Below are 23195 nucleotides of genomic sequence, written 5' to 3'. Positions count from 1 at the left end.
CCGGAGCGGGGCAGTAGATGAAGAACGCACGGGAGAAGCGTCCGAATGGTCCGGGCCGACTCGTTTCCGCTGACGAGATCGGACCCGTACCCGAGACGTTCAGACGCCCGCTAATCTGCGAGTTCTGTGACAGCGCCGTCGGCCCGGTCCGCGGCTACAAGAACGTGCCGAACCTCTTCCGCCTGCTCAAGGGAACACTTCACCAGCCCCGATGCGCCCTGAACCCCACCGAGTTCATCCGTGGCATCGCCCACGGCTCCCACGGCCTGGCCCACGTCACAGACCAGGGCATCCTCCGCCTCGAGCTGCCTGAGCGAATCGACGCGATGCCGCCCTTCACGCCCCCGGACGATGAGATGGGCCCCGACGGCCCAGTCCGCAAGCGCGACACCACCACCGTGCGGCCCTACCTGCCACCAGCCATCACCAGTGCCGCGAAGATCGCCCGCTTCCTGCAGATGCACGGCTTCGACCCGAACACAGTGGATCGCTTCCGGGCCAAGCCCCACGGGCAACGGCCCATAGCGTGGAGCAGCTTCTGCTACGGGCCCACAGAGCCGTCCTACGCCGCGCTGTACCAGCGACTACGCACGGGGAAGACAAGTGCCCACCCGATCGCCCTACAGGGCACCGTCCAACGCATCACTCGTGACAAGAACGACCGCCCCTACGCCACACTCGCGGTCAACGTTCCCGCCGACGACGAACGCTTCCACATCCTGCTGCGCTCGAACTTCGACACCCTCATCCGCCCGCTCGCTGTCGGCACTCACGTCCTGGCCGTCGGTGACTGGAGCATCTTCGACGGCGGCTTCACCCCTCAGCTGAGACTGTTCGCCGAACATCACTGGCAAGTCGCCTACTGGACAACCGATGAGGGCACCGGCCAGCTCACCGAACCGTCCAGCCCACCCCCCACCACTGCACGCCAGCGAGTCATCGTTCAGACGGAAGCCCGCAAGCGACGCATCGAAAAGCAGCGCCCGGCGGCACCGGCCGCGCCGACCACGCCGCCTCTTGTCCCGCCCGAACCGCTGGCTGGCTTTGTCGGCGAGTCCACCTCAGCGCCCGCTCCCGCGAGCCCGCGTGAGGAACCTGTCATCGAAACTCGAGCCAGCCGCGTCGACCCCCCGGCCCAACCCTCACCAGCAGCCGAGCCGATGCCGGAGGCCCCGCCGCAGCCCACAGCGCCAGCGCTACCGCCGATGCCACCGGATCCGCCGATCCCCCCGCGGCCAGCTGCCCCGCCCGCCCGTCGGCGAGGCCTGCGGCGCTGGTTCGGCCGACAGAGCTGAAGAGCGGCAGATCGGAAGCGCCCCCCAGACCTCCCTGAAAGCGTCCCGGTCGTGCTTGGCCTCCCAGGCTGAGTTCCCGCCGCCCGAGGTCCCGCCCCGGCCGCCGCGTAGCCCCGTGCCCCGTCCACTCGTTGAGCAGGGCATGAACCCCCTGCCAGAGACCGCCGCGCCGGGCGTCGTCGAGAAGGCCGCCGCCGTGGCCGACCAGGCCGCCGAGCTCTACGACCTCACCGCCGGCACCCCGAGCTGGAGCAAGGACGCGGCCGAGGACGCGATCGAGGTGGCCGAGACCGTCCTCATCGCGCTCCAGAGCTCCCACCCGGACGCCGCCCTCTACATCATGCCGACCGGCTACAACCTCAAGGAGCTCCGCCGTCTGCTCGGCCTCCCGCTCGGCAGCGAGGAGGAGATTCCCGGCGAGGAGCCGGCCCCGGTCGAGGTCCCAGTGCCCCGTCGAGCCCGGCCTCGACGACGGGGCCTCGGACCCGGCGGGTGCAGGCACCTGTCCGGTACGACCAGCGGAGGGAAGTAGCGATGGGCCGGGAGAAGGCGCGCAAGCCGCGTAAGCCGGAGAAGCAGGTCCCGCGGATCGTCGACATGCCCAACGTGTCCGCGGAGACGAAGAAGAACGTCGTGTTCGCCTGCATTGCCCAAGAGGAGGTCTGGCCGTCCCTCCGCGCGATGCTGGCGATCAGGTATGGGGAGTTCACCGTCGAGGAGTGCGACCTCCTCGACCTCCCCGCGCAGGCACGGGCCGACGCGCTCAACGACCTCACGTTCTACGCGTCGGCGCAGATCCCCGTGCAGGCGCCCATCGCCGCGAGGGAGGCCGCCGTCCGCACGGCGGCGAACTGCCGACAGGCACTTGACCGCCTCCTCCCGCTCGTCGAGCAGCTGCCCGCGACGTGACGAGAGGGCCGGACACCCAGCCGGTCCGTCCGGTCCCTTCGCCGTACGATGAGCACGTGAACCGCCGCACCCTGGGCCCCGGGCAGGAGAACGCCGCCCGCGTCGGCGCCACCGACGCCGACCTGCACGACGTCATCCCAGGCGACCGCTTCCTCGCCCTCGACGAGTTGCGCGAGCGCGGAGTGTTCAGCCCCCATCCCACCCCCGCCCCGAGCAGGCGCCGCACCCTCGGCGCCGGCGCCCGCGCGACGAGCGGGACCGACGGCACCGACTGACCCGTGCCGACCGGTCACCGAGACCACGGGACGTTCCAGGTGCACGTGCCGAGCGGGACGGCGAGCAACTGGGCGGTCTGGGCTTGATCCGGGCCGCGTTGCGCAAGGCGGCGCGTCAGCCGGGCTGGACGTTCGGTACGTACGGCTTTGCAGGCGGTCGGAAAGGCGCAACGACGATCATCGGCATCCACGACTCGCGTGAGATCCCGGAGCCGTACGCGCGGGTCGTGGAGGAGCACCGGCAGCGGCAGATGCGGGCCGCGGTCGACCGGGTGTCCGCGAGGTACTCGGCTCTGGATGGCTCGCCGCCGTCGTCTCCGCCTTTGCGGGGGACGCCGGTGGTGCAGACGAAGGAGTTCCTGGCGGCCGTCGCCGATCACGGCCTGGTGAAGTAGCGCGTCACCCACTCTGCGCGCCCAGCGGGCCGGAGTCACGTACCAGCGTTCGCCTGCCGCTCGCGGTACTGCTTGAGATCCCGGTCGCGCTCCTCGATCCGCCGTACGAGGTCGCGGGCGTCGTGGATGGACATACCGAGGGCGAAGGCGACCTCCTCGACGGTGGCGCCGGTCCGCACGGCCTGGCGGACACCGTCCCATCGGGCGGAGTGGTAGAGGTTCGTGGTCAGAGCGAGCACCGCGAGGGCGTCGTCGACCGTGCCGGCGTCACCGCGCTCGCGCTGGGCCAGGCGCCACGCGTGCTTGTAGAGCCACGCGGCCTGCCATACCAGCGGGGTGCCGTACGGGATGTGGGCGAAGGACCGGATCGTCCGGGGCCGTCCCCGGCGCGGCCAGTTCACGGCGGCGGCGTCGCGGGGGGCTCGACGGCCCGGGCCGTGGTCGCGCTGGCCAGCGAATCGGACTTGTTCATGACGGCGGCCTTGTTGGCGGCTTCACGTACCCGCTGCGCGGTGACGTCTTCGCGGACCCGCTCCCTCCAGGCCGCCGACGGCAGGACGGCTTGTCGTACTTCTGATCCCGCCGCCGGGGATGACCTGGGACGAAGTGCTTCCCGCACACCGGGCAGGCCCGTGCGCCCTCGGCCCCATGACCGTCGAGGATGATGGCGAACCCGATCGCGACCGCCTCGGCACGGTGGGCGCGCGCCCTGCGCGCCGCGGCCTTGCACGCCCGGCCGCAGAAACGCGCCTGCCCAGGCGCCGGCCCGAAGCGGCCTGCCGCACTGACGGCACCGGCGTACGTCTTCCTCGCCCGCCCCCGTCTCTACGGGGCCCGGGCTGGTCACGGCCACGTCTTCACCGTACGCCCGGGCACCCGGGCCGTCAGGTTCAGCGGCCGACGGCGGCTTCGAGGGCCCGGCGGAGCTGATCGGTACCGGGGGCTCCGGCCGGGCCGGAGGAGGTTCGGTAGATCCGGCAGGACAGCGACGGTGGGGCGTCCGGTTCGGCGAAGGGGTCGCGGCCGTCGATCAGGATCGTCGGGGAGCCGGTGAAGCCGGACCGCTCGCCCTCGGCCTGGTCGGCGATCACCCGGATGGTGATGCCGGTGTCGGACAGCCCGGCGGCCTGTAGGGCCTGCCGCAGTCGCTTCTCGGCGAGCTGCTGGTGGGGGCAGTCGGGTACGACCAGGACCTCGATCTCCATGTCTCCAGGATCGCTCGCTGTGGCGCCGTTGCGGCCTCGGGAACATCGGTACAGGGGTTATCGGCGGACCGTTGTTTAGGGGGTGAAAGGTCACCATGCAGGTCAGGCGCACGATCAGGAGTGCAGGCAGGTAGGGCATGTGTGGGAAACGTTTCGGGTGAAACGTTTCCCACACGTCCGCCCGATCTCTAGACCAGCCCGCACTCGCGGGCGAGCCAGCGGGCCACGTTGAAGCCGTTCACGGGGCGGCCGTGCGGTCGAACTTCGTGATGCGCAGTTTCACATCAGCGGTCTCAAGGGTGGTGGGGGAGCCGCCGATGGTCTTCTCCCCCGGCCGCACACCAATAGCGAGCTCAGTTCCCTTGGCGACGCGGACACCATGCGTGTCGACGGCCTCCCACTCCCACGTGTAGTTCGCCTTCCGCGAAGTGCTGTTGACGACCGTCCACACGACCCAGATGCGGTCGGCCCCGAACGCCCTTGAGTCATCGATCTCGAAGCTCTTGAGTTCCTCTCGCTCGTTGCCCGGCTTCAGCGACGGCGTTGCCGACCGCGTCTGTTTGTCGGCGGGAGCGGGAGTGGTTGGAGCCGACGCCTCAGTCTCTTGTGTCCGTACAGGATTGGCCGTTTCGGCTCCGGAATCACAGGCGACCCCGCCGAATGCGAACGCGCCGATAGAGAGCGGCAAGCATTCCATGTCGACCATTCATGGGTAAAATGGTACGACTGGATGTCGGTGTCGACGTCCCGAACATGCCAGACGCACCTTAACAACTCGGTGATATCTGTCAGGCACGAGCCGAGCCCCGAGGGCAAGTTGCCTTACATGCCTTCTCCGAACTAACGCCAGAGGTTGGCTGACGTTCGGGCGGTGTCGCAGTTATGCGACATCCAGCGAGTTCCTCTGAACCTCATTGAGCCCCACGGGCCCGCGGCCAGGGGGGTCAGTCATCCTTCGGGTACTGTGTGGCTCTGCGAACTTCGGGATTCTGAAGCTTTCTCACTTCGTCCGACCGATCAACAGTCGGGCTGAAGAAAGCTCCGGTAGTGCTCGTCGGAAAAGAAGCGGAGTAGCCTGACCTCGCCCGTTGCTCTGAAGTCGGTGGCTCGTTGGGTTGAAACGTTAGATCAGTAACCTGGGTCCCGGTACGGGTTGTAGTGGGCGTCAGTGGACAGCTGTCGCAGGCGGGCGTTTTCGATCTCCTGCCGGGCCCTCTCCGCTACGCCACCCATCATGCCGGTACGGCCGTACGGGATGGAGGGTTCGTACTTGCGTTCCGATGTCTGCTCGTACAGAGCCTTGCGTTCGGCTTCGCGTTCGCGTTCCTCTTCGGCTTCAAACTTCTTCAGCTTCTGCTCGGCTTCCTTCAGCTTCTGCTCCGCGCTTTGGCGCGCCCAGGTCTCTCTCTGAATCTTTTGCTCGGCATCGTAGAGTCGGCTCATAAGCTTGCCATTGCGGTCTAGGGCCCCTTTGAGCTTCTGCTCGGCTTCCTTGAGCTTCCCCTCGGTTTTATTGAGCTGGCGTTTGGCAAACTCGCGGTCGGATACTTCCGTTGTGACGATAGTTCCGAGATGGCTACTCCAGCGTTCGGCTTCGTGGTGGGCATGGACCGCACCCTCTTCGCCCAGCAGCTCTTCTATCTGGGTGATGTGAACATGGTAATCCTTCAGCTCATAGCCCAGTTTTACCTTCCATGCTGCCCGATACTTTCTGACTATGTCACATTCTGGACTCATCGCCTTTCCGTCCCAGAATTCGACGAAGCGCACGTCGTGGTAAATCTTCTCGGGGCAGACCTCGGACCACCACGTGATTCGGCATGGTTTGATCGTGTGCCGGCTATCCATCGCAAACCCTTGCCCTTCTTCATGTGATTGTTGGTCAACGCGTTGCGTGCGGCCGACAGGGCGGGAAAAACAACCCCTTGCCGTCTGGGCCGTAGAGGCGTGTCCGCCCTCGCGTGTCACCGCCGAGTGGGTGCCGTTCCAGATCCTCGGCGCATCGCCGAGTTCGGGCACGCGCTGATGGCCGAGTGAACGATGGACGGCCTCGCCGCTGCCCACGCCGGTACCTGTGAGCAGAAGCCCAAACTCGAACCCCGCCAGGACGAGCTCATACCCGAAATGTACGACTCCGGGAACTGTATCGTCCAGCAGGTCGCCAACGTTCCAGGGCAGGCCCAAGCGGCCCGCGTAGCTCAGCATCGCCCCAGGTCAGGGCCTATTTCTTTGTTCTTTCGGCGAGAACTACGGGAACCCGAGTCGGTCCGTCTTATCCCGGTTCCCGGCTTCCCGAACCCGCCGGAGGGCTACTGCGGGCTCCTGTCGCTGGCCGAGTTTGACGAGGCGAACCCGGACGTGAAGGCCAAGCGCTCTCAGCCTCTCAAGGACGCTGCGGAGGACGTCTCCGCAGGTCAGTCCGGAGGTGGGAAAAAACCCACCTCCGGTGGTGGGAAAAAACCCACGTCGCGTGGTGGGGAACCGCCCACCGCCCAACAACCACACCAAGAGCAACCAGACCCATCTCATCCAGAGAAGGCGCCTCCGGCGCGTAGCGCCCCTGGAGGCCGTCAGGCATCTACCGGTAGTAGGGGCACGCGTGAAGGCGGCTCCGCCGCGTCCGGCAAGAACGCAGCTCGGTTGTCGAAGGAGCAGCGGGACCAGGTGACGGCCGTACGGGCCCTGCTGCCCCGCGAGCTGGACGCCGCCCTCGCCGCAAAGACCCCGTCGAACGTCTCCCGGGCGATCCTGGACGCTCTCGCGACTGGCGAGCCGCGAGAGCGGACCGCGCAGCAGCTCGTCGAGCGTCGTGTGCTGCCGCGCTGGAACGGCTACTGGGCCGAGCATCTGCTCCCCGCGTGGAAGGCCGAGCGGGATGCCGGCCGGTCCCCGCGGGCGCCGTTCGGGCCGCTCGTCGCGATGCTGAAGGACACCGCCGAGTGCGGGAACCTCGCCTGTGATGACCGTGTCGACGTCCACACCCTGGGACCGTGCACCGCGTGCGCGACTCGGAAGCAGGACCGGCGTGCCGACCGGAAGACGCCACAGGACCACTCGCCCGTCATGGATGAGCCTCCGGTCCTTCCGGCTCAGCGGGAGCGGGTCGTCGTCGACCACTCCGCCGGCCTGCGGCACGAGTGCGATGACTGCGGGCGCCCGTTCCCGCTCGGGACCACCGACACACTGTGCGTGGACTGCCGCCCCAGCACCGCTCCCGCCCCGTTCTGACCGCGTTGTGGCGTACGGCAGTGACAGCCGTACGCCACCATTCAGGCACCTCCCGGCGCCCAGCGTCGGCTTCGAAGGAGCGTAAGTGGCCATCCCCCACATGATCCCGTACACGCATTGGGCGTACTTCACCGACGAGGAAACCGCCCTACGATGCGCCCAGGATCTCCCCGACTTTGTAACGAGAATCTCTGAGACAGTCCATCCGGACTACGCGAGGCTGCTGTTGGCCGGCCGAGATGTCGACGTCGAGTTCCTCGAGGAACGACACCAAGAGGTTCAGGCGATTGTCACCCGCAACGGCGGCCACTACGACGGAGGCGAGGCCACGTACTTGGACGGCGTACCCCTGGCAGACCCGACGCTTCTTGGTGGCACGCCGTAGGCGGCAACCTGGGGATCGTGGTCTCGGCTGTGTGAGCGGAGACCAGGATCCCGACTTCAAGGGGCCAAGCCCTCTGTGTGGTGGAGGCGGGGACGGGTGTCTACCCCCAGTTCCATCAGGGCTTCCACCACAACCGTGACGGGGTCACCGAGCGGTGTCAGGTCGAACCATTCACCGCGCAGTCGGTAGTCCTCGAACCGTGTGTGCAGCGATCGCTCGTAGTCACCGTCGACTTCGAGGAGCGGCTGCAGGGCGGCCGGCTGACCCGTCTGAAGCTGAGCCACCCGGCCCTTGAGGGTGTCGGTCGTATGCCCGATCTTCGTCAGCGCGGAGCCCTCCATGCCGAGAAGGTACGTCCGCCAGCTCCGAGGCGCTGGCACCTTGGCCGCCTGTACTTCGGCGGGCGGCAGCAGGGCATCGTCGTCCTCGACGTCGGCGGCGTCCTGGTAGAAACGGAGTTCGGTACTCCCGCCCTGCACCGTGAGCGACTTGCCGATAGGCGTGCCGTCAGCCCGGAACGTAGTCCGCACGATCTGCGTAACGACGACGGGTCCCTTGTACCCGAATGCCTCCAGCTCGGCGTCTGTCGCCATTCGGGAGGTGACTTCAGCTTCCTCTCGTAGGGCATCACTCGGGGAAGTCTGTAACGGCTGGTCACGGCGTGGGCCGGTCAGGTTCTCCATGGTTCGAGACTGTACTGACGGCCTCGGACAACGAAGGGGGGTGGTCTCGGCTTCTTCGGCTGAGATCACCACCCCTCGGGTTCAGCGCCCCGCCTCTACCTGAACCACGGGGGCAGCAACGTCGGCCCGGCCCCCTTGGCTGTCTGCCAGATTCGGCTCCGTGCTGGGATGACCTGGTGCATGATCAGCCCATGAAGCCCAGGTTGTCCTTTGAAGAGCACGTCGAGATGGGGCGGGCCCTCGCCTCGATGCGCGACGAAGTCCAGAAGCGTTGGATCCAGCTTGAGAACGCGTACCCCAGAAGCGGCCAGCAAGGGGTCCCGGCGAAGAAGCTGGAAGCCGCGTTCAACGCCCTGGAGACGGCTCGAACCGAGCTGGATCATCTGATGTTCCAGGAGCATCCCGAGGAGGGGACGACAAAGGTCTACTACCCCGACGCTGAGGACCGGATTCGTTTCAGGTAGGTCGCCCACCGGGCGCACCACGCCCGCGTATCCGGCGGAGATCCTGGGTGAGCGGCCCCGCATCGCCCCCGGTCCGCGCTCTGGACGGGGGGCGTTGGCGTTCCCGGGCCCGTGACCCGGCCTGCGCCCGGGCGTTGTACGGGTGGCGCGTGCACCGTCCCGTCGCCGGGACGCGCCCCCCTGGGGCCCGGATCCTGCCCGGCCCGGGCCCCACCCCCACCTGGAAGGCAGCGCCCTGTGACGGACCGGCTCGACCACGACCTGCTCGAGCAGGTCTACGCCCGCGGCGGTGCGACCGCGTTGGTGCGCGCGCTGGAAGACTGCGCCGGCATGACCGAGGCCGAGAAGGACGCCGCGGTCGACGCCGTGATCGTCAGCATCACTGCCAGTGGGGCGGCCCGAGTGGACCAGCTCGAAGCGCGCGCCGCAGAGCTCGAGGTAAAGGTCCGGCAGCAGCAGGTCGAGATCGACGAGCTGGTCGACGCCGAAGTCGACCGGTTCATGGCCGACATAAAGCCCGGGTCGGACCCGCTGCGCTGACAACAGCGAGGGGTCGTGATCTCGGCTTCGAGAGCGGAGATCACGACCCCTCGGGCCTCAGCCCGCCTCCGGCCAGGCCCCCCTCCTCGTCTCGCCCCCGGTCCGCGCTCTGGATGGGGCGAGGTGTTTCCGGCCGGCTGTCGGCCGGGTCCGCTACCGTGGTCCTTGCACGACACGGCATGTCGCGAACCGCCGTTTCCGCTGCCGCCCCGCGCCCACGCCGCACGAGGGCGGCGCCGCCGGACAAGGACCGAACCAGGGTCCCGCGCAGCACACCTGATGCATCGTCCTGCCCGGCAGTCCCTCATGTGACGTCCGGCGGGAAGCGTGGGATCCCGCTGTGGAGACGACCATGACCAAAACCGGCAGCGACCACCTCAAGCGCCGCGCCCGCCAGCTCGCCCGTGTGACCGGCCGCCGCTACCCCGACGTCCTGGCCGAGCTACGCCGCACACCCCGGCCCGCCGCGGCGCCGTCGAAGGAACTCGTCCGCGTCTGCAACGGGCTCGCCCACCCCATCGACATCGCTGACTGCGCCCGGACCGCCGGCCACGAACGGTTCGACGGAACCCCGTGGAGCTCCTGCGAGGTCGACCCGCATTATCCGGTCCACATCTGGGCTGGCTACTTCCACGCCCGTAGCGAGGCCTACCGCGCGGAGTACGACGCATGGTGGAACTCCCTCACCCCGGAGCAGCGCGAGGAAGAGGAAGCACGCTACTGGGACGAGATGGCCGCCGACGCTGCCGAGCCGGTCGACCCGGGGTTCTATGCGGACCTGGACGACGAGGACTACCTCGACGAGGACGGCGAGTGATGGGCCCGGCCGTGAAGACCATGAACATGGCGCAGATCGCCCGCGAGGCCAGAGTCCCGGGCCGCGGTCGCGAACTGGCGCCGCCGCCACGACGACTTCCCCCAGCCCGTCGGCGGCACCCCCGAGAGCCCTCTGTTCCGCGCCGACGAGGCGATCGTGTGGCTCCGCGACCATGACAAGGTCGCCATCCCCGAGCCGACCCCGCCGCCGGCCACGGTCACCCTCGCCAACGGTCGGACCGTCGAGCTTCACTTTCCGCACCTGACGACCCACGATGACGGCTACGAGCAACTCGGCGGGTATGTCGCCATCGACACGAACTTGCCCTGGCCGCGCCTGACTATCACGCACGCCGCCGTGGACAGGCTCGAGCCGTTCGCCGTGGACGACGCCTCCATCGACATCAGCTACACCGGCTCCCGCAGCCACAAGTTCATCCTGATCGGCTGGCTGCGGGCGGAAGTGGCTGACCCGACCGCCCAGGGCAAGTAGAGTCGGCGCAACGGTCCGCGGAGGCCCGGTACCGATGTCAGGGTCTGCCCTGGCCGACAGAGGGTGCGGCGCGCCCACTCCGCACTCTCACGCCCAGACCACGGAGGCCCTGGATGGCGCACCTGACCTTCGACGAGGCCGAGCAGCGCGAGCTGCGTGAGGCCGCGCGGGCCGAGTTCCCCGGGAACCCGGCGCTTGCCTACGTCCTGGAGAACCTGGCTTCCGAGGGCATCGACCTGGACCGGTGCCGGGACTGGGACGACATCCGCGCGGAGCAGGGTCTGCCCGAGCGGAACGACGAGGCCCCGAACGTTGCCTAAGCACTCCCGCGGCGGCCGCCGGCCCCGGATCGTGTTCATCGAGCCGGCCGAGACCCAGGCCCGCCTGCTCACCCCCGCGCAGGCCGCGGTCCTCGACGGCACGCTCAACGCGATCGCCGCCGACCCGGACGCGGTCAAGCCGCACGCCACCGCATCGGCGTTGCGTGACTACCAGCACGACGGCATCCGCGTGATCTTCTACGCGACCGCCCTCGGAAGCATCCTGATCGTCACCTACGTTGAGGTCGACTGACCGTCCCCTTCTTTCAGCCACGGCTTCTGATCCACGGTCCCCCACCCCCGTTCCAGGGGCCCGGCACGCAGGTGACCGTGGTTCTGCCCGAGCAGCGGGTGGGCAGGGTTGTGCTCGCCCTGCCCGTCGAGACCGGCGAGGGGCACAAGTACGGCCACAGCCTCGCCGAGATCGGACGGCTCCCGGCTCACCTGCGCGACGGGACCGTCTTCGCCGCACCGACGTTCAGCGATTCGCCCTGGCTGGTCAACCACGCCACCCGGGCCGACTGCCAGCAGGAGGACCACCTCGTCCGCGTGGTCGTACCGACCGTCCTGGCCATGCTCGGCACGCAGGCCCGGCCTCCGGTGCACCTGCTGGGATTCAGCAAGGGAGGCTTCGCCGCCCTCAACCTGCTGACCCGGCACCCCGACCTCTTCGCCGTCGCCAGCGTCTGGGATGCCTCACTGCTCAGTGACCGGTCGCCCACCCGCAGCTCGTGGACGTCGCCGGCAGCGCCGCACGACTCGACGAGTACGACGTCCGGCACAACCTCCGCCGCCACGCGGGCAGCCTCCATGGAGCCCGCCGCATCAGCACTCGGAGGCATCGGCACCCTGGGAGCCGACTGGACCGCGGGACGCCAGCTCCTCGAAGACCTCGGCATCCCCCACACCGCCTACCGCAACGCAACCGCGGTCCACCGGTGGGCACCCGAGTGGCTCGCTCCCGCCCTACATCACCTGCTCACCCTCGAAAACGAACTCCTCCCGGACGCGCGCGTCCGGGAGGAGTGAAGGCGGGAAGGGACGAGTCAGTCCTTCAGCCGCTCGTCGCGCACCGGGATCCACTCCAGGGCGGACCGGATGCCGTCCTCCAGGGACAGCTTCGGCGTCCACCCCAGCAGCTCGGCCGCCCTGTCGCTCTTGGTGTAGCCGCCGGCCACGTCACCGGGCCGCGGATCGGCGTCGACGGTGGCCAAGGGGGTGCTGACGACGTTGTTGAACGCCTCGCACAGCTCCCGGACGGTAGTGCCGGAGCCGGTGCCCAGGTTGATCGCGATCGAGCGCTTCGACCCCGTGAGAACGGAGTCGAAGCGCTCGATCGCCGCGATGTGAGCCGCGGCGAGATCCCAGACGTGCACGTAGTCCCGGATGCCGGAGCCGTCTCGCGTCGGGTAGTTCGTCCCCGTGATCGGGAACGGACGGCCTTCCTGGTGTGCCTGGATGAGCACACCCAGGGCATGACTGGGCCGCTTGAGCTGGAGACCGGTGCGCAGCTTGGGGTCGGCCCCGACCGGGTTGAAGTACCGCAGCGACAGCACGCGCGGCCCGGCCACGGCGATGTCCGCGAACATCTCCTCGCACACGGCCTTCGTCCGCGCGTACGGGCTCTGCGGCGCCAGCGGCGAGTCCTCGTTGACGGGCGCGCCGTCCTCGGCCTGGTAGATGGAGGCCGAGCTGCTGAAGATGATGCGGTCGCAGCCGTTGCGGTGCAGGTGGCTGACGAAGGCCAGGCTCTTGGCCACGTTCGCCTCGTAGTAGCCGATCGGGTCCGCGACGGACTCGGGCACCACGATCAGCGCCGCGCAGTGCACCACGGCGGAGATGTCCGGGTGCTCCGAGAAGATCCGGTCGACCAGTGCGCCGTCCGCGATGTCGCCCTCGTAGAAGGCGCGGCCCTCGGTGAACTCGCGGCGGCCCCGAACGAGGTTGTCGAGGACCACGGGGGTGATGCCCGCGTCCAGGCAGGCCGAGGCGACAGTGCTGCCGATGTAACCGGCTCCCCCGGCGATAAGGACCTTCACCACGATGTTTCTCTCCCAGCCTCGTTCCAGCACCCCAGTAGGCGACCGGCAGCAAGGCTAGCGAAGAAACCAGGCGGGGGAGGGCGGCCTCCCGGCTACCCCGCCGGGCCCGGATCACTGACGCCAGCGCCACCGGGGTCCGTGAACGTTCGTGCCCGATGCCGGTGCCCGGTCCGCAGGTTCCGGCGGATCCGCTGGAACCGTCGAGCCTGTACGTGCGCGTTCCGGACGCGGCCGGGGAGTGGCAGAACTGCCGCTACGCGATGGCCGGCCTGGCCCTGCTCAGCACGCTGAAGCAGCGCGACTGGCCACCCGCACAACACGCCCTCGACACCCTGCTGCTGCTCTACCAACTCGGGTAGTTCCAGCGGGCTCGACCACCTCGTTCCCGGCTGCCAGTGGCACCTCCTCGACACCAAGAGGCTGATGCCGCCGCCCACCCGCGAACTCCTCCAGGACCTCATCAGCCGGCACGCGCCCCGTGCCGGGGCTGGGGGCCGATGTCAGACCCGCCTCGTAGCGTCGAAGGCGAGGGTCCGGACCGGGACCGCTGAGGACGTGAGGGGTAGGCCATGGGCGAGATCAGTGTCGGCAGGCAGCACCTTGACCGGCTGCTGGCCGACAGCGCGAGCACGTACGGAGCCCCCTACCAGCGGGCCTTCACCGAGCTCGCCGAGGCTCGTCGCGGCCGGCCCGTCGCCGAGATCCTTCCGCTGCTTCGCAGGGCCGCCGATGAGGCGCTGCTCGGTTTCACGGAGGCAGACCTCCGGGAACAGGCGCAGGCGATCAGCACGGGTGAGCCGTACGTCCTGCGGGTCACGGTGGCCTGACCGCGATCCGCGCAGCGCAGGACAGCCCGCCCCGGCCGGGTCAGGCCTTGCGCCGGCTGCGGCCGGTGTGGGCGAGGGCGTCGGCGAGCTGGTCGTGGTTCATGGACGAGCGCCCCGGGATACCGGCCGCGGCCGCCTTCTCGTACAGCTCGGCCTTCGTCAGCGACATCAGCTCCTGACCTTTGGCCGCTGGGCCGGAACGCGCCCGCTTCTTCGGGTCACCACCCGACTAGTTCGAGACGACCTGGCCCTCTCCGTGCAGGTTTGCTGTCGAGTGGTCGGAGACCCTCCGGTTTCCAGGGAACCCCAGCACTATGGTCGTCGTGATCGCGAAGATCAGGAGATGGGGGAGAGATGGGCACAAGAGCTAGGACGCGGCGATGGGCCGCTACCGCGGCAGAAGTCACGCTGGCGGCAACGGTGTTGGTCGCCTGTGGAGACGGCGGCTCATCGGACGCGAAGTCGTCCGGCGAGTCCGCGGAACCTTCCCATGCGACTTCCAAGGGGCCAAGCCGTCCGGCGTTCGACCCGCCCGTGCGCTTCGGCGGGCCTACGGTCGAATTGCCGAGTGCCACCCAGCCGAGTACGACGAGCGGGGAAGCGACACGGCCGGCGGTCACGCTTGCCGACGGGGTTGCCTACATCACCGCCGAGGGGGGACTGGAAGCGATCGACACCGGGACCGGTGCACCGCGGTGGAACGTGAATACGAAGCACGCCTCAGAGGCGGGCGGTTTCGGAAGCCGCCGTGCCGCTCCTCTGGTCTCGGCTGACGGCAAAACCGTGTACGCCGCCTGGAACAGGGATGTGGAGGGTGAAGGGACAACGCCGGACCGAGCTGTGATCGAGGTGCTGGCCGTCGAGACGGCCACCGGCAAGACGGCATGGTCGGCCGAGATCGCAGCCGCTCCCAGCGCCACCGGGCTCAGCGCCATCCCCATCGGGGCCGACGAGATGCTCGCGCCGCAGGTCATCGGAGTCGATGCCGGCACAGCGGTCGTTACTGCGGCCGACACCACGTATGCCGTTGAACCCTCCGCGGGCACCGTCCGCTGGAAGAAGCCCGACTTTCGTGCGGTGACCCTCGCCGACGGCGTCGTTGCCGGCGGTGAGAAGACGGGGTTCGGCGAAGGCAGGCTGTTGGGACTGGCTGCGGCCACGGGCGAACAGCGGTGGACCGTGGCGGAGGCGCGGCAGCCGGCCGCAGCCGCGCCGCGGTTGCTGAGCGGAAGCCTCAATGACAAGACACTCGTCATAGATACGGTCAGCGGTGAGCGGCGAGTGGCGCTTGATGGCGAGGGCTGGCGGTGCCGCCACGACGCACAGTCCCTGGTCCTGTGTTCCAAGTACGGGTACAGGGCGGCAGACCGCGGGATCACCGTGTTTGACGCCGCTTCGGTTCAGAAGCAGTGGGCGTTGCCCGACGGTTCCGGACGGACGGTGCCGAAGGTCGCCGGCTTCTGGCACGGTGCCCTGTACGGGGAGGTGGGCGACGAGCCGATCGTCCTGGACGGCAAGACGGGACAGGATCGACAGACTTCTGCCGGCGCCGCGCCAAACGAGATCGATCGGTACGGCGGTGTGGTGGGATCCACGTTCCATCGTGCCGCAGGCTGACATGGACGCTCTCCGCCAGTTGTGGTGCGCTGGGGCGGAGCCCGGGGCCGCTGGACATCTGCTGCGCCGCCTCATTCGCGGTCGAATTTCTATAACCGCCGCAGGTCACGGCGGCGCAGCCCGCCCCCGGTCAATCGATGGCGCCGCCCTCGCGGGCCGCGTGCACGGTCGGCCTCACGTCCCGAGGCCGGCCACCGTCCCTCGGCGCCGCCCGGCACATCGCCCCCGCGGCCGCACCGCAGCGCCGGCATGGCCGGCGGAGAGCCTCCCGGTTGCGTTCCATGTCGTACGAGGTCAGGTTCGCGTACCGCGCCGCGTGGGCGCCGCGGAATCGCCGCGCTCGAGGCAGCGGCAGACACAGCTCACCGACCGGCGCTCCGCATTGCCAGCACGGCCGTACGTAGACCACATAGCTCTCACCATTGACCGGACCTTCGCCGGGGCCCAGCCGGGCAACGACGTACAAATGCCAGTCCGGCGGGTCGGGACCATCCCAGTCGTCCATACCCTCAGCATGAAGTCGCGGACACAGGTCCCTGGACAGCCGGCCAGCCGTCGAAGTGGCCGCTTCGCGGATCCCCGGAGCCTACCCGCCCCTCGGTCAATGCCGGCCTCTTGTGTTCACCGCAGCGAGTGACGCAACAGAGCGCAGCACCTTCCTTGACGGGGCCGGGGCACGGCGCGCCGACCGACGACGGCCGGGGTGTGGCCCGCTTCGCGGACCGCACCCCTTGCTGCGTGCCGGGCGCTCCGCTGCGCTGCGGCCCGGACCGAGCGCTGCGCGCCCTCACGCACCGCGGAGGCCGTCAGCCGGTCACTGAAGGCGCTGCGCGCCCCGCTCCCTTGCTCCGCACTGCCCGACTCCTTGCCCTCGGCGCTGCGCGCCACGGGCGCCGCCGCCGCCCGCCGCGGCGTGCCCCGCCCTCGTCGCTCATATGCCAGGTGACCAGCGGAGATTCCCCTTTCGTGGCCCATGGGTGGTATAGTTGTCTTGTTGGTCGGCGGTGGCAGCCGGCCAACGAACCGAAAGCACACCCAATCCCAGGGAGAGTCATGTCCCAGCAGGTCACCACCGCGAAGAACGCCGAAAAGAAGCCCGTTAAGCCGACCGCGCACTTCGCTGGAATGCACGCGCAGATCACCGAAGCGTTGAACATTGCCGAATTCGGGGTGCCGACCCAGGCTCAGCCTCTCGCGCAGCGCGGCGTGCTTATCGAGACGAGCCGGAACCGGCTCACCCTCAGCACCTTCGACTTCTGGACCGCCGTGTCGGTCACGGTTCCCGTGGGAACCCCCGTCGCGAAGGGATATTCGCTGCTCGATTTCGTGGAGCTGAAGAAGGCGCTCGCGGCCATGGTGGCCGGTGAAACCAAGACGGTCGCTGCCCGCACGCCCGTCTCGCTGGCGGCGGACCTGCTGGCGACCGAGCACATCACCCTCCCGATCACGACGCTCGACATCCACGAGTTCACACACCCGCCGCAGGCGGTGCCCGCCATGGCCACCATGGACGCAAGGGAGTTCCTCGCCCAGCTGAACCGGGTGCTGCCCACCGCGGGCCGCGACGAGACCCTGCCGACCCTCACCGGCGTCCAGATGACCCTGGAGGGCGAGAAGCTCACCATGGCGGCCACCGACCGCTACCGCTTCGCCGTCGCGGAAGTCCCCACCAGCGCCACGGTCAAGCCGCTGGAGAAGCCGCTGACCACCCTCATTCCCGCCGGCATCCTCGCTCCATTGGCCAAGCGCCTGAAGTCGTACGACGGCCCCATCGGGATCGGCATCATCGAGAACGGCAAGGACGTCGTCGCCCGCGCCACCGTGTCGATGGGCGACACCACCGTCACGATCCGCCCGCTGGAGGGCAGTCTGCCCAAGCACAGCAGCCTGTTCCCCACCGTGTGCGACACGTCCGTCACCGTCGACCGCGCCACGGTCGTACGGGCCGCGAAGAAGTGCCAGGCCCTCATCAAGGCCAAGGGCGACACCGGCATGCCCGTCAGCTTCGCGTGGGACACCGACGGAACCCTCACCCTTGCCCCGCGCATCGGCACCACCGACGACCAGGCCCGCACCAAGGGCATGGCCATCCCGTCCACGATCACCCACGGGAGCGCCGACACCCTGCAGGGCAACGCGCTCGCCCTCAACCCCGCCTTCCTCCTGGACGCGCTCGGCACCTTCACCAGCAACACGATCACCCTGCACATCCGCGAGATGAAGGACGGGCAGACCACCAAGCCGGTACTGCTCACCGACGGCCCCGACATGGTCGGACAGGACTACCGGCACCTGCTGATGCCCATCCGGCTCGACCTGACCAAGTAGCTCGCTCGGCGGTCGATGCGTCCGCCAGACCCCGTCTGCGCTTCCTTCAGGGTCTGGCTCGCCTGCTGCGCTCCGCGCTCGCAGTGTCGCCGACAGATCAGACAGAGGGCCGGGGAGCTTTGCGCTCCCCGGCCCTCCTCTCGTCCTGCCTGACCGGCGCGCCTTCACGCGCCGACCGGCCGCCATTGTCCGCGATTCGCCAGCAGACGGCTCCGCTGCCTGACAGAATTCCGCGGTCGGGTTCGGGTGGAGCGCCTGGGTGCGAGGGGAGAGCTCTTGGCACTTTTCAGGCGTCGGAGCGGGGACGCGGGCACGCGGCTGAGCATGGAGTTGCCCGGCGTGAGCAGAGAGACCCGGCGCTTCTTGCGGAAGCTGGTGGAGCACCACCAGAACTCGGTCACTTTGCTGGCAGCCCAGGGCGCGGGCCCAGAGGCCACCTGGGATCAGGTCGAGAGGACCGCTGCCCTGCACGACGGTGCCGTCCGGCGGACACTGCGTGATCTAGGCCCCCGCGCCGACATGCTTCAACCGGAGATTCAGCGCGCGATCACCGTCGCCCTGGACCAGTTCGCGGGCGCCTTGGGCGTCCGCGGCACTCTGGTCCAGGCGTGGGGGACGGCCATCGCCATGAACAAGGAGACCCAAGCCGGTAGCCCGGCCGACCGGCGCGTCTTCTGGTGGAAGGACAGGCCCATCGCCTTCGCCTGTATCCTCCACCCGGCGGCGGAGGGACAGCCGCTGGTTGACGGCCTGCTGCTGTATGACGGCCTTCGGTACCAGTTCACGCCCGCTCTGGAAACCCTGGAGCAGACGAGTTGGGACAAGTGCCAGGTGCGCGCCGAGGACCGGGCCCCCATGACAGCGGTCTTGCACCTCGATCCCTCCACCGGGCGGCGACGCGCCGATATCGCCTGCCGCACGGTCGTGAGCGATGGATTCTTTACCCGGTAGTCGTTCCTCGCCGGCTGCCCACGGTGTGGTGCTGTCGGTGGCCGGGGAGGACTGGTCTTCCTCATTCCGCTGCTCGACCGGCCCGAGGCCGTCCAGGGGTGCTGGGAGGGGGACATGGTCGGCGCGGTAGCGGGCACCGACCAGGACTGTGAGGCCGTGCTCGCGCAGGCGGCGCACACGGTGACCGGGCACCTCGGCCGAGCGCCTGAGCGGCCGATCCGGTCACCTGCGGCCGTGGTGATGTCGGCGCCCGTGCTGACGCACCGCCTCTGGCGCACCGCGACCCACGCCCTGGTGCTCGGACCGGCGTCTGACAACGGCCCCTACGGCTACCTCACCCACCTGCAGCTCTCGTACACGCCGCTCTCCTGCGGTCCCGACCTGCCGTCCGCGGACGACGAAGACGGCCTGGCCGACTGGATCAGCGCGCACGTCGATTGGTAGCAGCCGACCGTGTGCGGCGTCGTGGAGGCGCAGCGCTGGACGCCGGACGAACTCGACACCCGCGCCGCCGTGCTCACCGAGCTGCACAGTTTCCCGGCGGCCGGGCGCTGTACGACCGACGCTCCGGCCAGACTGGCTGCTCTACTGCTCTGGCGATACGCCCTGACCGGCTCCATACGCAGAGCCACTCCACGGGGACCGCCTCTCGGAGGCGTCTGAGGGCAAGCCCCAAGGCGGCCCGCTCTTGCTCGCCCGGGGCCGGCAGGGGCCGGTCCTCACCGTTCTCGCTGCTCCCGTCAGGGGAGCAGCCCCCGTGCCGGCCAACGGTGGCCCCTGCATGTGCTGCTCTGTCGTTTCCGGGTTGTTGCGTGCGATCGGGGTGCGGCGTGGTTGGGGCGTGGCGTTCGCTTTCTACGCCTGCCGGGTGGTGGGGCGCGTTCCGTGTCGCCGGGTGGTGGGCGCGGTGTATAGCTCTTTCGCGCCTGCGGGGCGGGGCGTGGCGTGGTCGGTGCCGCTGGGTGGCGGGCGCTGTCCGCTTCGCTTCCCGCGCCCGCCACGTGGCCCGGGTTCGCTTCGCTTCCCTCGGGCCACGCACGCGTGCCGGACGCTGCGCTGCGCTGCGGTCCGGTCCGAGCGCTGTGCGCTCTCACGCGCTGCGGGTGGCGGCAGGCGGGCACGGGGCGCGCTTCGCTTGCCGGTGCCCTCGCTTCGCGCTGCCGCCTCCCTTGCCTCTGCCGCTTCGCTGGCAGAGGTGTGGCGGCGCCGACCGCGCCATGCCCCGCCCCGCAGGCGCGAAACCTGTTGTGAGCTGCGGAATTGTTGGTCCGTCAGCACACTTTCCTCTTGCGCTGGTGAAGCATGGGGGATATAGTTGTCTTGTTGGTCGGCGGTGGCAGTCGGCTAGCGAATCCCGAAAACACACAAGAGGAGTTGATGTTTCGTGTCTACGAAGTCGCACCCGGGTGACGGTCAGTACGCGAAGGGCTCGAAGGGGGCCCTGTACGACGCGCCGCGCCGCAGCGTGGTGGCGGCGGCCCGTGCCATCGTCCGTAACCTGATGGCGCTCCGGCAGCGGTGATCTCACCCCTGGTAAGGGGCTTCCGGGGCGGGGACGGACGGACAGCGGCGAACCCGCTGGATCTGTCCGGCCCCGTCCCGGGGGTCGACCTGGAAGCGGTGGGGCTGCTTTTGGCCCCGCCCGCGCTGACGGGGGAGTTCTACCCCCGCAGCCTGTGGCGCGGAGTCGAACGGCTCCCCATGCGCCCCTTCACGCCCGTGCCCCATCCCGGGGGTCTGCGTGCTGCGTTCGCCGCATCCGTCCGGTCGCTGACGGCGGACGCGGACACGATCGGTGTCGCTCTGTCGGGTGGGCTGGATTCCCTGGCCACGCTCCTGCACGTTTGCGAGGCCGTGGACGGCCGCCAGGTGATCGCGTTCACCGGCGACCACCGGGATGACCGGGGCCGCTCGTGTGTCCCGGTTGTGCGGCGGCTGCTGTCGGATCTGGGGCTGTGCGAGCGTGTCCGGCTGGTGGTCGTCGATCCGGTCAGGCACCGTGCGCAGCCGGTGTGGTCCCCTGTGGGGCCGAGGCTGGATTCACTGCCCGAGGTCAATGCTGCGCTGTCGGAGATGGCTGACGGCCTGGGTGTGGGTGTGCTGTTGTCCGGGGTGGGATCGGATGAGCTGCTGGGGGTTCCGCGCTACGCGACGGCCGAGATCGCGCGGCGTCACGGCGTGCGGGCCGCGTGGCGCTATCTGCGGGACGTGGGCCGCTCCGGGCCTGGCGCCGCCGGGGAAGCCGCTGCCGTCCTGGCTCGTCTCGTGGCCGCCCGTGCCAGTGCACGCGCCTACTGGGCGGTCAACTGGCCGGAATGGACCGCACCCAAGCCCAGCCGTGCCCTGGCCGAGCCGTACCGGCAGCACGCCACGCAGTGGGGCCGGGCGTGGGTGGAAGGGAGGATCAGCAGCCATGCGGCCGAGGGCCGGTCATGGGCACACGCTGACGCGTACGACGCGTTCTGGCCGCATGAGGTGATCGGCCCGGCAGGACCCGTACCGGAGGCGTCACCGTTCCTGACGGAGGAGTTCTTGTCGGCCGCGTTCGCGGTGCCTGTCGCGGCCCGCTACCGGCCCGACGCCCCCACGGCCTACTGGCGGTGCAAGTGGCTGGTGCTCTCGCTCATGCCCCGGCACGCACTAGCCGCACTGCCCCGGCGGAAGTCGTACTTCACCGCCGCCCTGGCGAGTGAGGCGGCCTTGCTGGACGCCCGTGCCCCGCTCCTGGCGGTCGAGTGCGGCCTGATCGACCGGGCCGCACTGATCCGGGAGAAGGACACGGCCTTCCTGTTGGCCCTGTCCGCCGTCGAGCAATGGATCATCGGCGCACACGAGAGAGGGGTCATGATCGGCTGACCATCAGCCACCCAGGGGCAGGGCACCCCCGCCAGGGGCTGCCCTGCCCGCCCGGTTCGTTCTGGACACGAAGGGAGAAGCCACGCATGGTCATCACTGTGAGCCCCGTACTTGACGTGACGCTGCGCCTCTACACCCCGGCCGACGAGTCGGCGGTCGTGGAGCTGATCAACGCCGACCGGCTGCCGGGCCAGCCGCACGCCACGCCCGGAATGCTCAAAGAGGCGCTGAAAGGCCGCTCGCCGGTGGACGCGGGCTGGTGGGCGGAACTGGACAGCCCCGTCACCCAGGTAGCCGTGTACAGGGCCGGTGCCGTCATCGGCGCCGTCTCGTACGCGCTGCGCCCAAAGGACCGCACGGGACAGCTCCTGTGGCTGCACTGCCGGGAGCGGCAGGACGTCGCCGACGCGCTGATCCGGCACACTGTGGCCGCGTTCGAGGCGTGCCCGGTCCACGCGTTCCACTTCGCCTCCGCTCTGTCCCTCGGGCTGGAGGCGCTGCCGGTTCGTCACCGGCCCGCCACGGTCGCGGCGGTGGAGCGTGCTGGGTTCACGGGGCAGAGGCTGTGGCGGTACATGCGGGCCGATCTGCCCGCACACGGCCTGCCCCACCTGACGCATGTGAAGGTAGGCCCCGACCCGGGCGGCAAGGACGCCCGCCGACTGGAAGCCCGGAAGGGGCGCCGTACGGTCGCAGAGGCGGTTGTCGGCCTGCCGGTCCAAGGCACGGGCGTGCTGTGGTGGATCGGCGTTGAGCCGCACGCGCGCGGACAGGGACTCGGCCGCGCCATGCTCGGTTCCGCACTCGACGTACTTGCCGGGCTCGGCGCGACAGAAGCGATCCTCTACGTGGACGATGACGCCCCGCCCGGTGACGAGAGGGACCGAACGGCGGCGAACGCTCTCTACGAGTCGGCAGGATTTGCAGAAGTCGACCGACTGCATTCCTATATTCTGTCAACTTCGTCTTAAGAAACGTCAGTTGAGAGAGGGCCCCGAAAGGGGCCTTTTCCTTTTCTTGCCTCTTCCTTATGTCTTCTCAAGGGGTGCCAAAATTCTTTATCCCCATCCCTGACGCAGCGTCAGATCTCGTAGTGGGTGAGGGGATGTCAGGCGATGGCTTTTGCTTATTCTGGATGAGGGATACGCCCCTTCCGTAGAGCATTTTTCGGGCTCCGAATTTTCGGCCGTAAGGCCGTGTCGTAATTCCGGCATCTGACCCCTGAATGGGGGACTTATGGCGCGTGCTGGAAATAGGGGAGTGATCCGCCCGTCAGGGTGCGGGGAATCGCTCCGTGCCGCGCCCCGGAACGGGGCGGCGGCTCCCGAGCAGGTACCGCTCTACCGGTACCGTCACCCACCCCCGCCCCCCTCGGCCCCGACAGGGGCCCCCACGCTGCGCCCGATACCCCGTCACCCCGCCTAGCAGGGAATGGACATGGGGACAGAGCCCAGACTCTAGCCACGCCACCACTACGAAACACCCCCGCACCCCCGGCCCCGACAGGGGCCCAACACTCCCCCCCACGTGTCCGCCCCCGGCGGACCCCCCCCCCCCCCACACACC

At 69.1% G+C, this 23195-nt stretch carries 31 protein-coding genes; 24 read left to right on the top strand and 7 right to left on the bottom strand.

All coding sequences use genetic code 11. The features are described from left to right. The first annotated feature begins 17 nt into the window (after positions 1-17). From J7E93_RS07430 to J7E93_RS07410, 5 genes are all read left to right on the top strand, one after another. A complete protein-coding gene (locus tag J7E93_RS07430; RefSeq protein WP_215066636.1) occupies positions 18-1295 on the top strand; it encodes a hypothetical protein in 1278 nt (425 codons plus the stop codon). A gap of 142 nt (positions 1296-1437) precedes the next feature. Then, the gene (locus tag J7E93_RS07425) at positions 1438-1827 is read left to right on the top strand and encodes a hypothetical protein (protein ID WP_215066635.1); all 390 of its coding nucleotides are present in this window, start codon (positions 1438-1440) and stop codon (positions 1825-1827) included. A gap of 2 nt (positions 1828-1829) precedes the next feature. Further along, entirely contained in the window at positions 1830-2204 is a 375-nt protein-coding gene (locus J7E93_RS07420) for a hypothetical protein (RefSeq protein WP_215066627.1), read from the top strand. A 56-nt stretch (positions 2205-2260) separates the two neighbouring features. Beyond that, complete coding sequence (locus J7E93_RS07415) at positions 2261-2479, top strand: hypothetical protein (RefSeq protein WP_215066625.1); 219 nt, start codon at positions 2261-2263, stop codon at positions 2477-2479. 83 nt (positions 2480-2562) lie between these two features. After that, positions 2563-2874 (top strand): hypothetical protein, encoded by a 312-nt coding sequence (locus tag J7E93_RS07410; RefSeq protein WP_251066187.1) that lies wholly within the window; start codon positions 2563-2565, stop codon positions 2872-2874. 35 nt (positions 2875-2909) lie between these two features. Here the strand turns inward: J7E93_RS07410 and J7E93_RS07405 are convergent, their stop codons facing one another. From J7E93_RS07405 to J7E93_RS07390, 4 genes are all read right to left on the bottom strand, one after another. Beyond that, positions 2910-3275, bottom strand: a complete 366-nt coding sequence (locus J7E93_RS07405) for a hypothetical protein (RefSeq protein ID WP_215066623.1) — start codon at positions 3273-3275, stop codon at positions 2910-2912. Between the two features lie 489 nt (positions 3276-3764). After that, complete coding sequence (locus J7E93_RS07400) at positions 3765-4079, bottom strand: hypothetical protein (protein WP_215066621.1); 315 nt, start codon at positions 4077-4079, stop codon at positions 3765-3767. A 238-nt stretch (positions 4080-4317) separates the two neighbouring features. Beyond that, positions 4318-4785: a hypothetical protein gene (locus J7E93_RS07395; protein WP_215066619.1), complete on the bottom strand. Its 468-nt coding sequence runs from the start codon at positions 4783-4785 to the stop codon at positions 4318-4320. A gap of 422 nt (positions 4786-5207) precedes the next feature. Then, positions 5208-6284, bottom strand: a complete 1077-nt coding sequence (locus J7E93_RS07390) for a hypothetical protein (protein WP_215066617.1) — start codon at positions 6282-6284, stop codon at positions 5208-5210. Between the two features lie 435 nt (positions 6285-6719). On the opposite strand from J7E93_RS07390, the gene J7E93_RS07385 reads away from it, so the two are divergent. Continuing rightward, positions 6720-7307 (top strand): hypothetical protein, encoded by a 588-nt coding sequence (locus J7E93_RS07385; RefSeq protein ID WP_215066615.1) that lies wholly within the window; start codon positions 6720-6722, stop codon positions 7305-7307. 85 nt (positions 7308-7392) lie between these two features. Then, positions 7393-7692, top strand: coding sequence for a hypothetical protein (locus J7E93_RS07380; protein ID WP_215066613.1), 300 nt, complete (start codon positions 7393-7395; stop codon positions 7690-7692). A gap of 56 nt (positions 7693-7748) precedes the next feature. On the opposite strand, the gene J7E93_RS07375 is transcribed toward J7E93_RS07380, so the two are convergent. Then, on the bottom strand, positions 7749-8375 hold the full coding sequence (locus J7E93_RS07375; protein ID WP_215066611.1) for a GIY-YIG nuclease family protein: 627 nt from the start codon (positions 8373-8375) through the stop codon (positions 7749-7751). A 191-nt stretch (positions 8376-8566) separates the two neighbouring features. On the opposite strand from J7E93_RS07375, the gene J7E93_RS07370 reads away from it, so the two are divergent. The 7 genes from J7E93_RS07370 (at position 8567) to J7E93_RS36835 (ending at position 12037) form a co-directional block, all read left to right on the top strand. Beyond that, a complete protein-coding gene (locus tag J7E93_RS07370) occupies positions 8567-8839 on the top strand; it encodes a hypothetical protein (RefSeq protein WP_215066609.1) in 273 nt (90 codons plus the stop codon). Positions 8840-9076: 237 nt separating this feature from the next. Continuing rightward, entirely contained in the window at positions 9077-9379 is a 303-nt protein-coding gene (locus tag J7E93_RS07365; protein ID WP_215066607.1) for a hypothetical protein, read from the top strand. 352 nt (positions 9380-9731) lie between these two features. Beyond that, a complete protein-coding gene (locus J7E93_RS07360) occupies positions 9732-10196 on the top strand; it encodes a hypothetical protein (protein WP_215066605.1) in 465 nt (154 codons plus the stop codon). Positions 10197-10352: 156 nt separating this feature from the next. Then, complete coding sequence (locus J7E93_RS07355; RefSeq protein ID WP_215066603.1) at positions 10353-10688, top strand: hypothetical protein; 336 nt, start codon at positions 10353-10355, stop codon at positions 10686-10688. A gap of 113 nt (positions 10689-10801) precedes the next feature. Then, positions 10802-11008 (top strand): hypothetical protein, encoded by a 207-nt coding sequence (locus J7E93_RS07350; protein ID WP_215066601.1) that lies wholly within the window; start codon positions 10802-10804, stop codon positions 11006-11008. Beyond that, positions 11001-11261 (top strand): hypothetical protein, encoded by a 261-nt coding sequence (locus tag J7E93_RS07345; protein WP_215066599.1) that lies wholly within the window; start codon positions 11001-11003, stop codon positions 11259-11261. The genes J7E93_RS07350 and J7E93_RS07345 overlap by 8 nt, the downstream gene beginning before the upstream one ends. A gap of 71 nt (positions 11262-11332) precedes the next feature. Next, entirely contained in the window at positions 11333-12037 is a 705-nt protein-coding gene (locus J7E93_RS36835; protein WP_215066597.1) for an alpha/beta hydrolase-fold protein, read from the top strand. Between the two features lie 17 nt (positions 12038-12054). Here the strand turns inward: J7E93_RS36835 and galE are convergent, their stop codons facing one another. Further along, positions 12055-13050: a UDP-glucose 4-epimerase GalE gene (gene galE, locus J7E93_RS07335; protein ID WP_308367991.1), complete on the bottom strand. Its 996-nt coding sequence runs from the start codon at positions 13048-13050 to the stop codon at positions 12055-12057. A gap of 155 nt (positions 13051-13205) precedes the next feature. On the opposite strand from galE, the gene J7E93_RS07330 reads away from it, so the two are divergent. Both J7E93_RS07330 and J7E93_RS07325 read left to right on the top strand, forming a co-directional pair. Further along, entirely contained in the window at positions 13206-13409 is a 204-nt protein-coding gene (locus J7E93_RS07330) for a hypothetical protein (RefSeq protein ID WP_215066595.1), read from the top strand. Between the two features lie 210 nt (positions 13410-13619). Beyond that, a complete protein-coding gene (locus J7E93_RS07325; protein WP_215066593.1) occupies positions 13620-13877 on the top strand; it encodes a hypothetical protein in 258 nt (85 codons plus the stop codon). 40 nt (positions 13878-13917) lie between these two features. Here the strand turns inward: J7E93_RS07325 and J7E93_RS37775 are convergent, their stop codons facing one another. Beyond that, positions 13918-14046 carry a hypothetical protein gene (locus J7E93_RS37775; RefSeq protein WP_285440888.1) on the bottom strand — a complete coding sequence of 43 codons (129 nt, stop codon included), beginning with the start codon at positions 14044-14046 and terminating at the stop codon, positions 13918-13920. A gap of 185 nt (positions 14047-14231) precedes the next feature. Here J7E93_RS37775 and J7E93_RS07320 point away from each other — a divergent pair, with 185 nt between their 5' ends. The 8 genes from J7E93_RS07320 (at position 14232) to J7E93_RS07285 (ending at position 22600) form a co-directional block, all read left to right on the top strand. Then, on the top strand, positions 14232-15494 hold the full coding sequence (locus tag J7E93_RS07320) for a PQQ-binding-like beta-propeller repeat protein (RefSeq protein WP_215066591.1): 1263 nt from the start codon (positions 14232-14234) through the stop codon (positions 15492-15494). Positions 15495-16547: 1053 nt separating this feature from the next. Then, positions 16548-17822, top strand: a complete 1275-nt coding sequence (locus tag J7E93_RS07315) for a DNA polymerase III subunit beta (protein ID WP_215066589.1) — start codon at positions 16548-16550, stop codon at positions 17820-17822. Between the two features lie 339 nt (positions 17823-18161). Further along, a complete protein-coding gene (locus J7E93_RS07310) occupies positions 18162-18773 on the top strand; it encodes a hypothetical protein (RefSeq protein ID WP_215066587.1) in 612 nt (203 codons plus the stop codon). A 114-nt stretch (positions 18774-18887) separates the two neighbouring features. After that, positions 18888-19217 carry a hypothetical protein gene (locus J7E93_RS07305; RefSeq protein WP_251066186.1) on the top strand — a complete coding sequence of 110 codons (330 nt, stop codon included), beginning with the start codon at positions 18888-18890 and terminating at the stop codon, positions 19215-19217. A 9-nt stretch (positions 19218-19226) separates the two neighbouring features. Further along, positions 19227-19436, top strand: coding sequence for a hypothetical protein (locus J7E93_RS07300; RefSeq protein WP_215066585.1), 210 nt, complete (start codon positions 19227-19229; stop codon positions 19434-19436). 721 nt (positions 19437-20157) lie between these two features. After that, positions 20158-20295: a hypothetical protein gene (locus J7E93_RS07295; protein WP_215066583.1), complete on the top strand. Its 138-nt coding sequence runs from the start codon at positions 20158-20160 to the stop codon at positions 20293-20295. Further along, positions 20292-21629, top strand: a complete 1338-nt coding sequence (locus J7E93_RS07290; protein WP_215066581.1) for an asparagine synthase-related protein — start codon at positions 20292-20294, stop codon at positions 21627-21629. The genes J7E93_RS07295 and J7E93_RS07290 overlap by 4 nt, the downstream gene beginning before the upstream one ends. A gap of 86 nt (positions 21630-21715) precedes the next feature. After that, on the top strand, positions 21716-22600 hold the full coding sequence (locus tag J7E93_RS07285) for an N-acetyltransferase (protein ID WP_215066579.1): 885 nt from the start codon (positions 21716-21718) through the stop codon (positions 22598-22600). Positions 22601-23195: the final 595 nt, after the last annotated feature.

This window comes from Streptomyces sp. ISL-36 (assembly GCF_018614205.1).
Lineage (GTDB): Bacteria > Actinomycetota > Actinomycetes > Streptomycetales > Streptomycetaceae > Streptomyces.
The sequence above is the reverse complement of the archived record's forward strand: the minus strand, read 5'-3'. Positions and strand labels throughout refer to the sequence as shown.

Excerpts from the sequence above, each read along its gene's own strand:
- J7E93_RS07430 (WP_215066636.1), top strand. The coding sequence starts at position 18 with ATGAAGAACGCACGGGAGAAGCGTCCGAATGGTCCGGGCCGACTCGTT.
- J7E93_RS07425 (WP_215066635.1), top strand. The coding sequence starts at position 1,438 with ATGAACCCCCTGCCAGAGACCGCCGCGCCGGGCGTCGTCGAGAAGGCC.
- J7E93_RS07420 (WP_215066627.1), top strand. The coding sequence starts at position 1,830 with ATGGGCCGGGAGAAGGCGCGCAAGCCGCGTAAGCCGGAGAAGCAGGTC.
- J7E93_RS07400 (WP_215066621.1), bottom strand. The coding sequence starts at position 4,079 with ATGGAGATCGAGGTCCTGGTCGTACCCGACTGCCCCCACCAGCAGCTC.
- J7E93_RS07395 (WP_215066619.1), bottom strand. The coding sequence starts at position 4,785 with ATGGTCGACATGGAATGCTTGCCGCTCTCTATCGGCGCGTTCGCATTC.
- J7E93_RS07390 (WP_215066617.1), bottom strand. The coding sequence starts at position 6,284 with ATGCTGAGCTACGCGGGCCGCTTGGGCCTGCCCTGGAACGTTGGCGAC.
- J7E93_RS07375 (WP_215066611.1), bottom strand. The coding sequence starts at position 8,375 with ATGGAGAACCTGACCGGCCCACGCCGTGACCAGCCGTTACAGACTTCC.
- J7E93_RS07370 (WP_215066609.1), top strand. The coding sequence starts at position 8,567 with ATGAAGCCCAGGTTGTCCTTTGAAGAGCACGTCGAGATGGGGCGGGCC.
- J7E93_RS07360 (WP_215066605.1), top strand. The coding sequence starts at position 9,732 with ATGACCAAAACCGGCAGCGACCACCTCAAGCGCCGCGCCCGCCAGCTC.
- J7E93_RS07350 (WP_215066601.1), top strand. The coding sequence starts at position 10,802 with ATGGCGCACCTGACCTTCGACGAGGCCGAGCAGCGCGAGCTGCGTGAG.
- J7E93_RS07330 (WP_215066595.1), top strand. The coding sequence starts at position 13,206 with ATGCCGGTGCCCGGTCCGCAGGTTCCGGCGGATCCGCTGGAACCGTCG.
- J7E93_RS07325 (WP_215066593.1), top strand. The coding sequence starts at position 13,620 with ATGGGCGAGATCAGTGTCGGCAGGCAGCACCTTGACCGGCTGCTGGCC.
- J7E93_RS37775 (WP_285440888.1), bottom strand. The coding sequence starts at position 14,046 with ATGTCGCTGACGAAGGCCGAGCTGTACGAGAAGGCGGCCGCGGCCGGT.
- J7E93_RS07320 (WP_215066591.1), top strand. The coding sequence starts at position 14,232 with ATGGGCACAAGAGCTAGGACGCGGCGATGGGCCGCTACCGCGGCAGAA.
- J7E93_RS07315 (WP_215066589.1), top strand. The coding sequence starts at position 16,548 with ATGTCCCAGCAGGTCACCACCGCGAAGAACGCCGAAAAGAAGCCCGTT.
- J7E93_RS07305 (WP_251066186.1), top strand. The coding sequence starts at position 18,888 with ATGGTCGGCGCGGTAGCGGGCACCGACCAGGACTGTGAGGCCGTGCTC.
- J7E93_RS07285 (WP_215066579.1), top strand. The coding sequence starts at position 21,716 with ATGGTCATCACTGTGAGCCCCGTACTTGACGTGACGCTGCGCCTCTAC.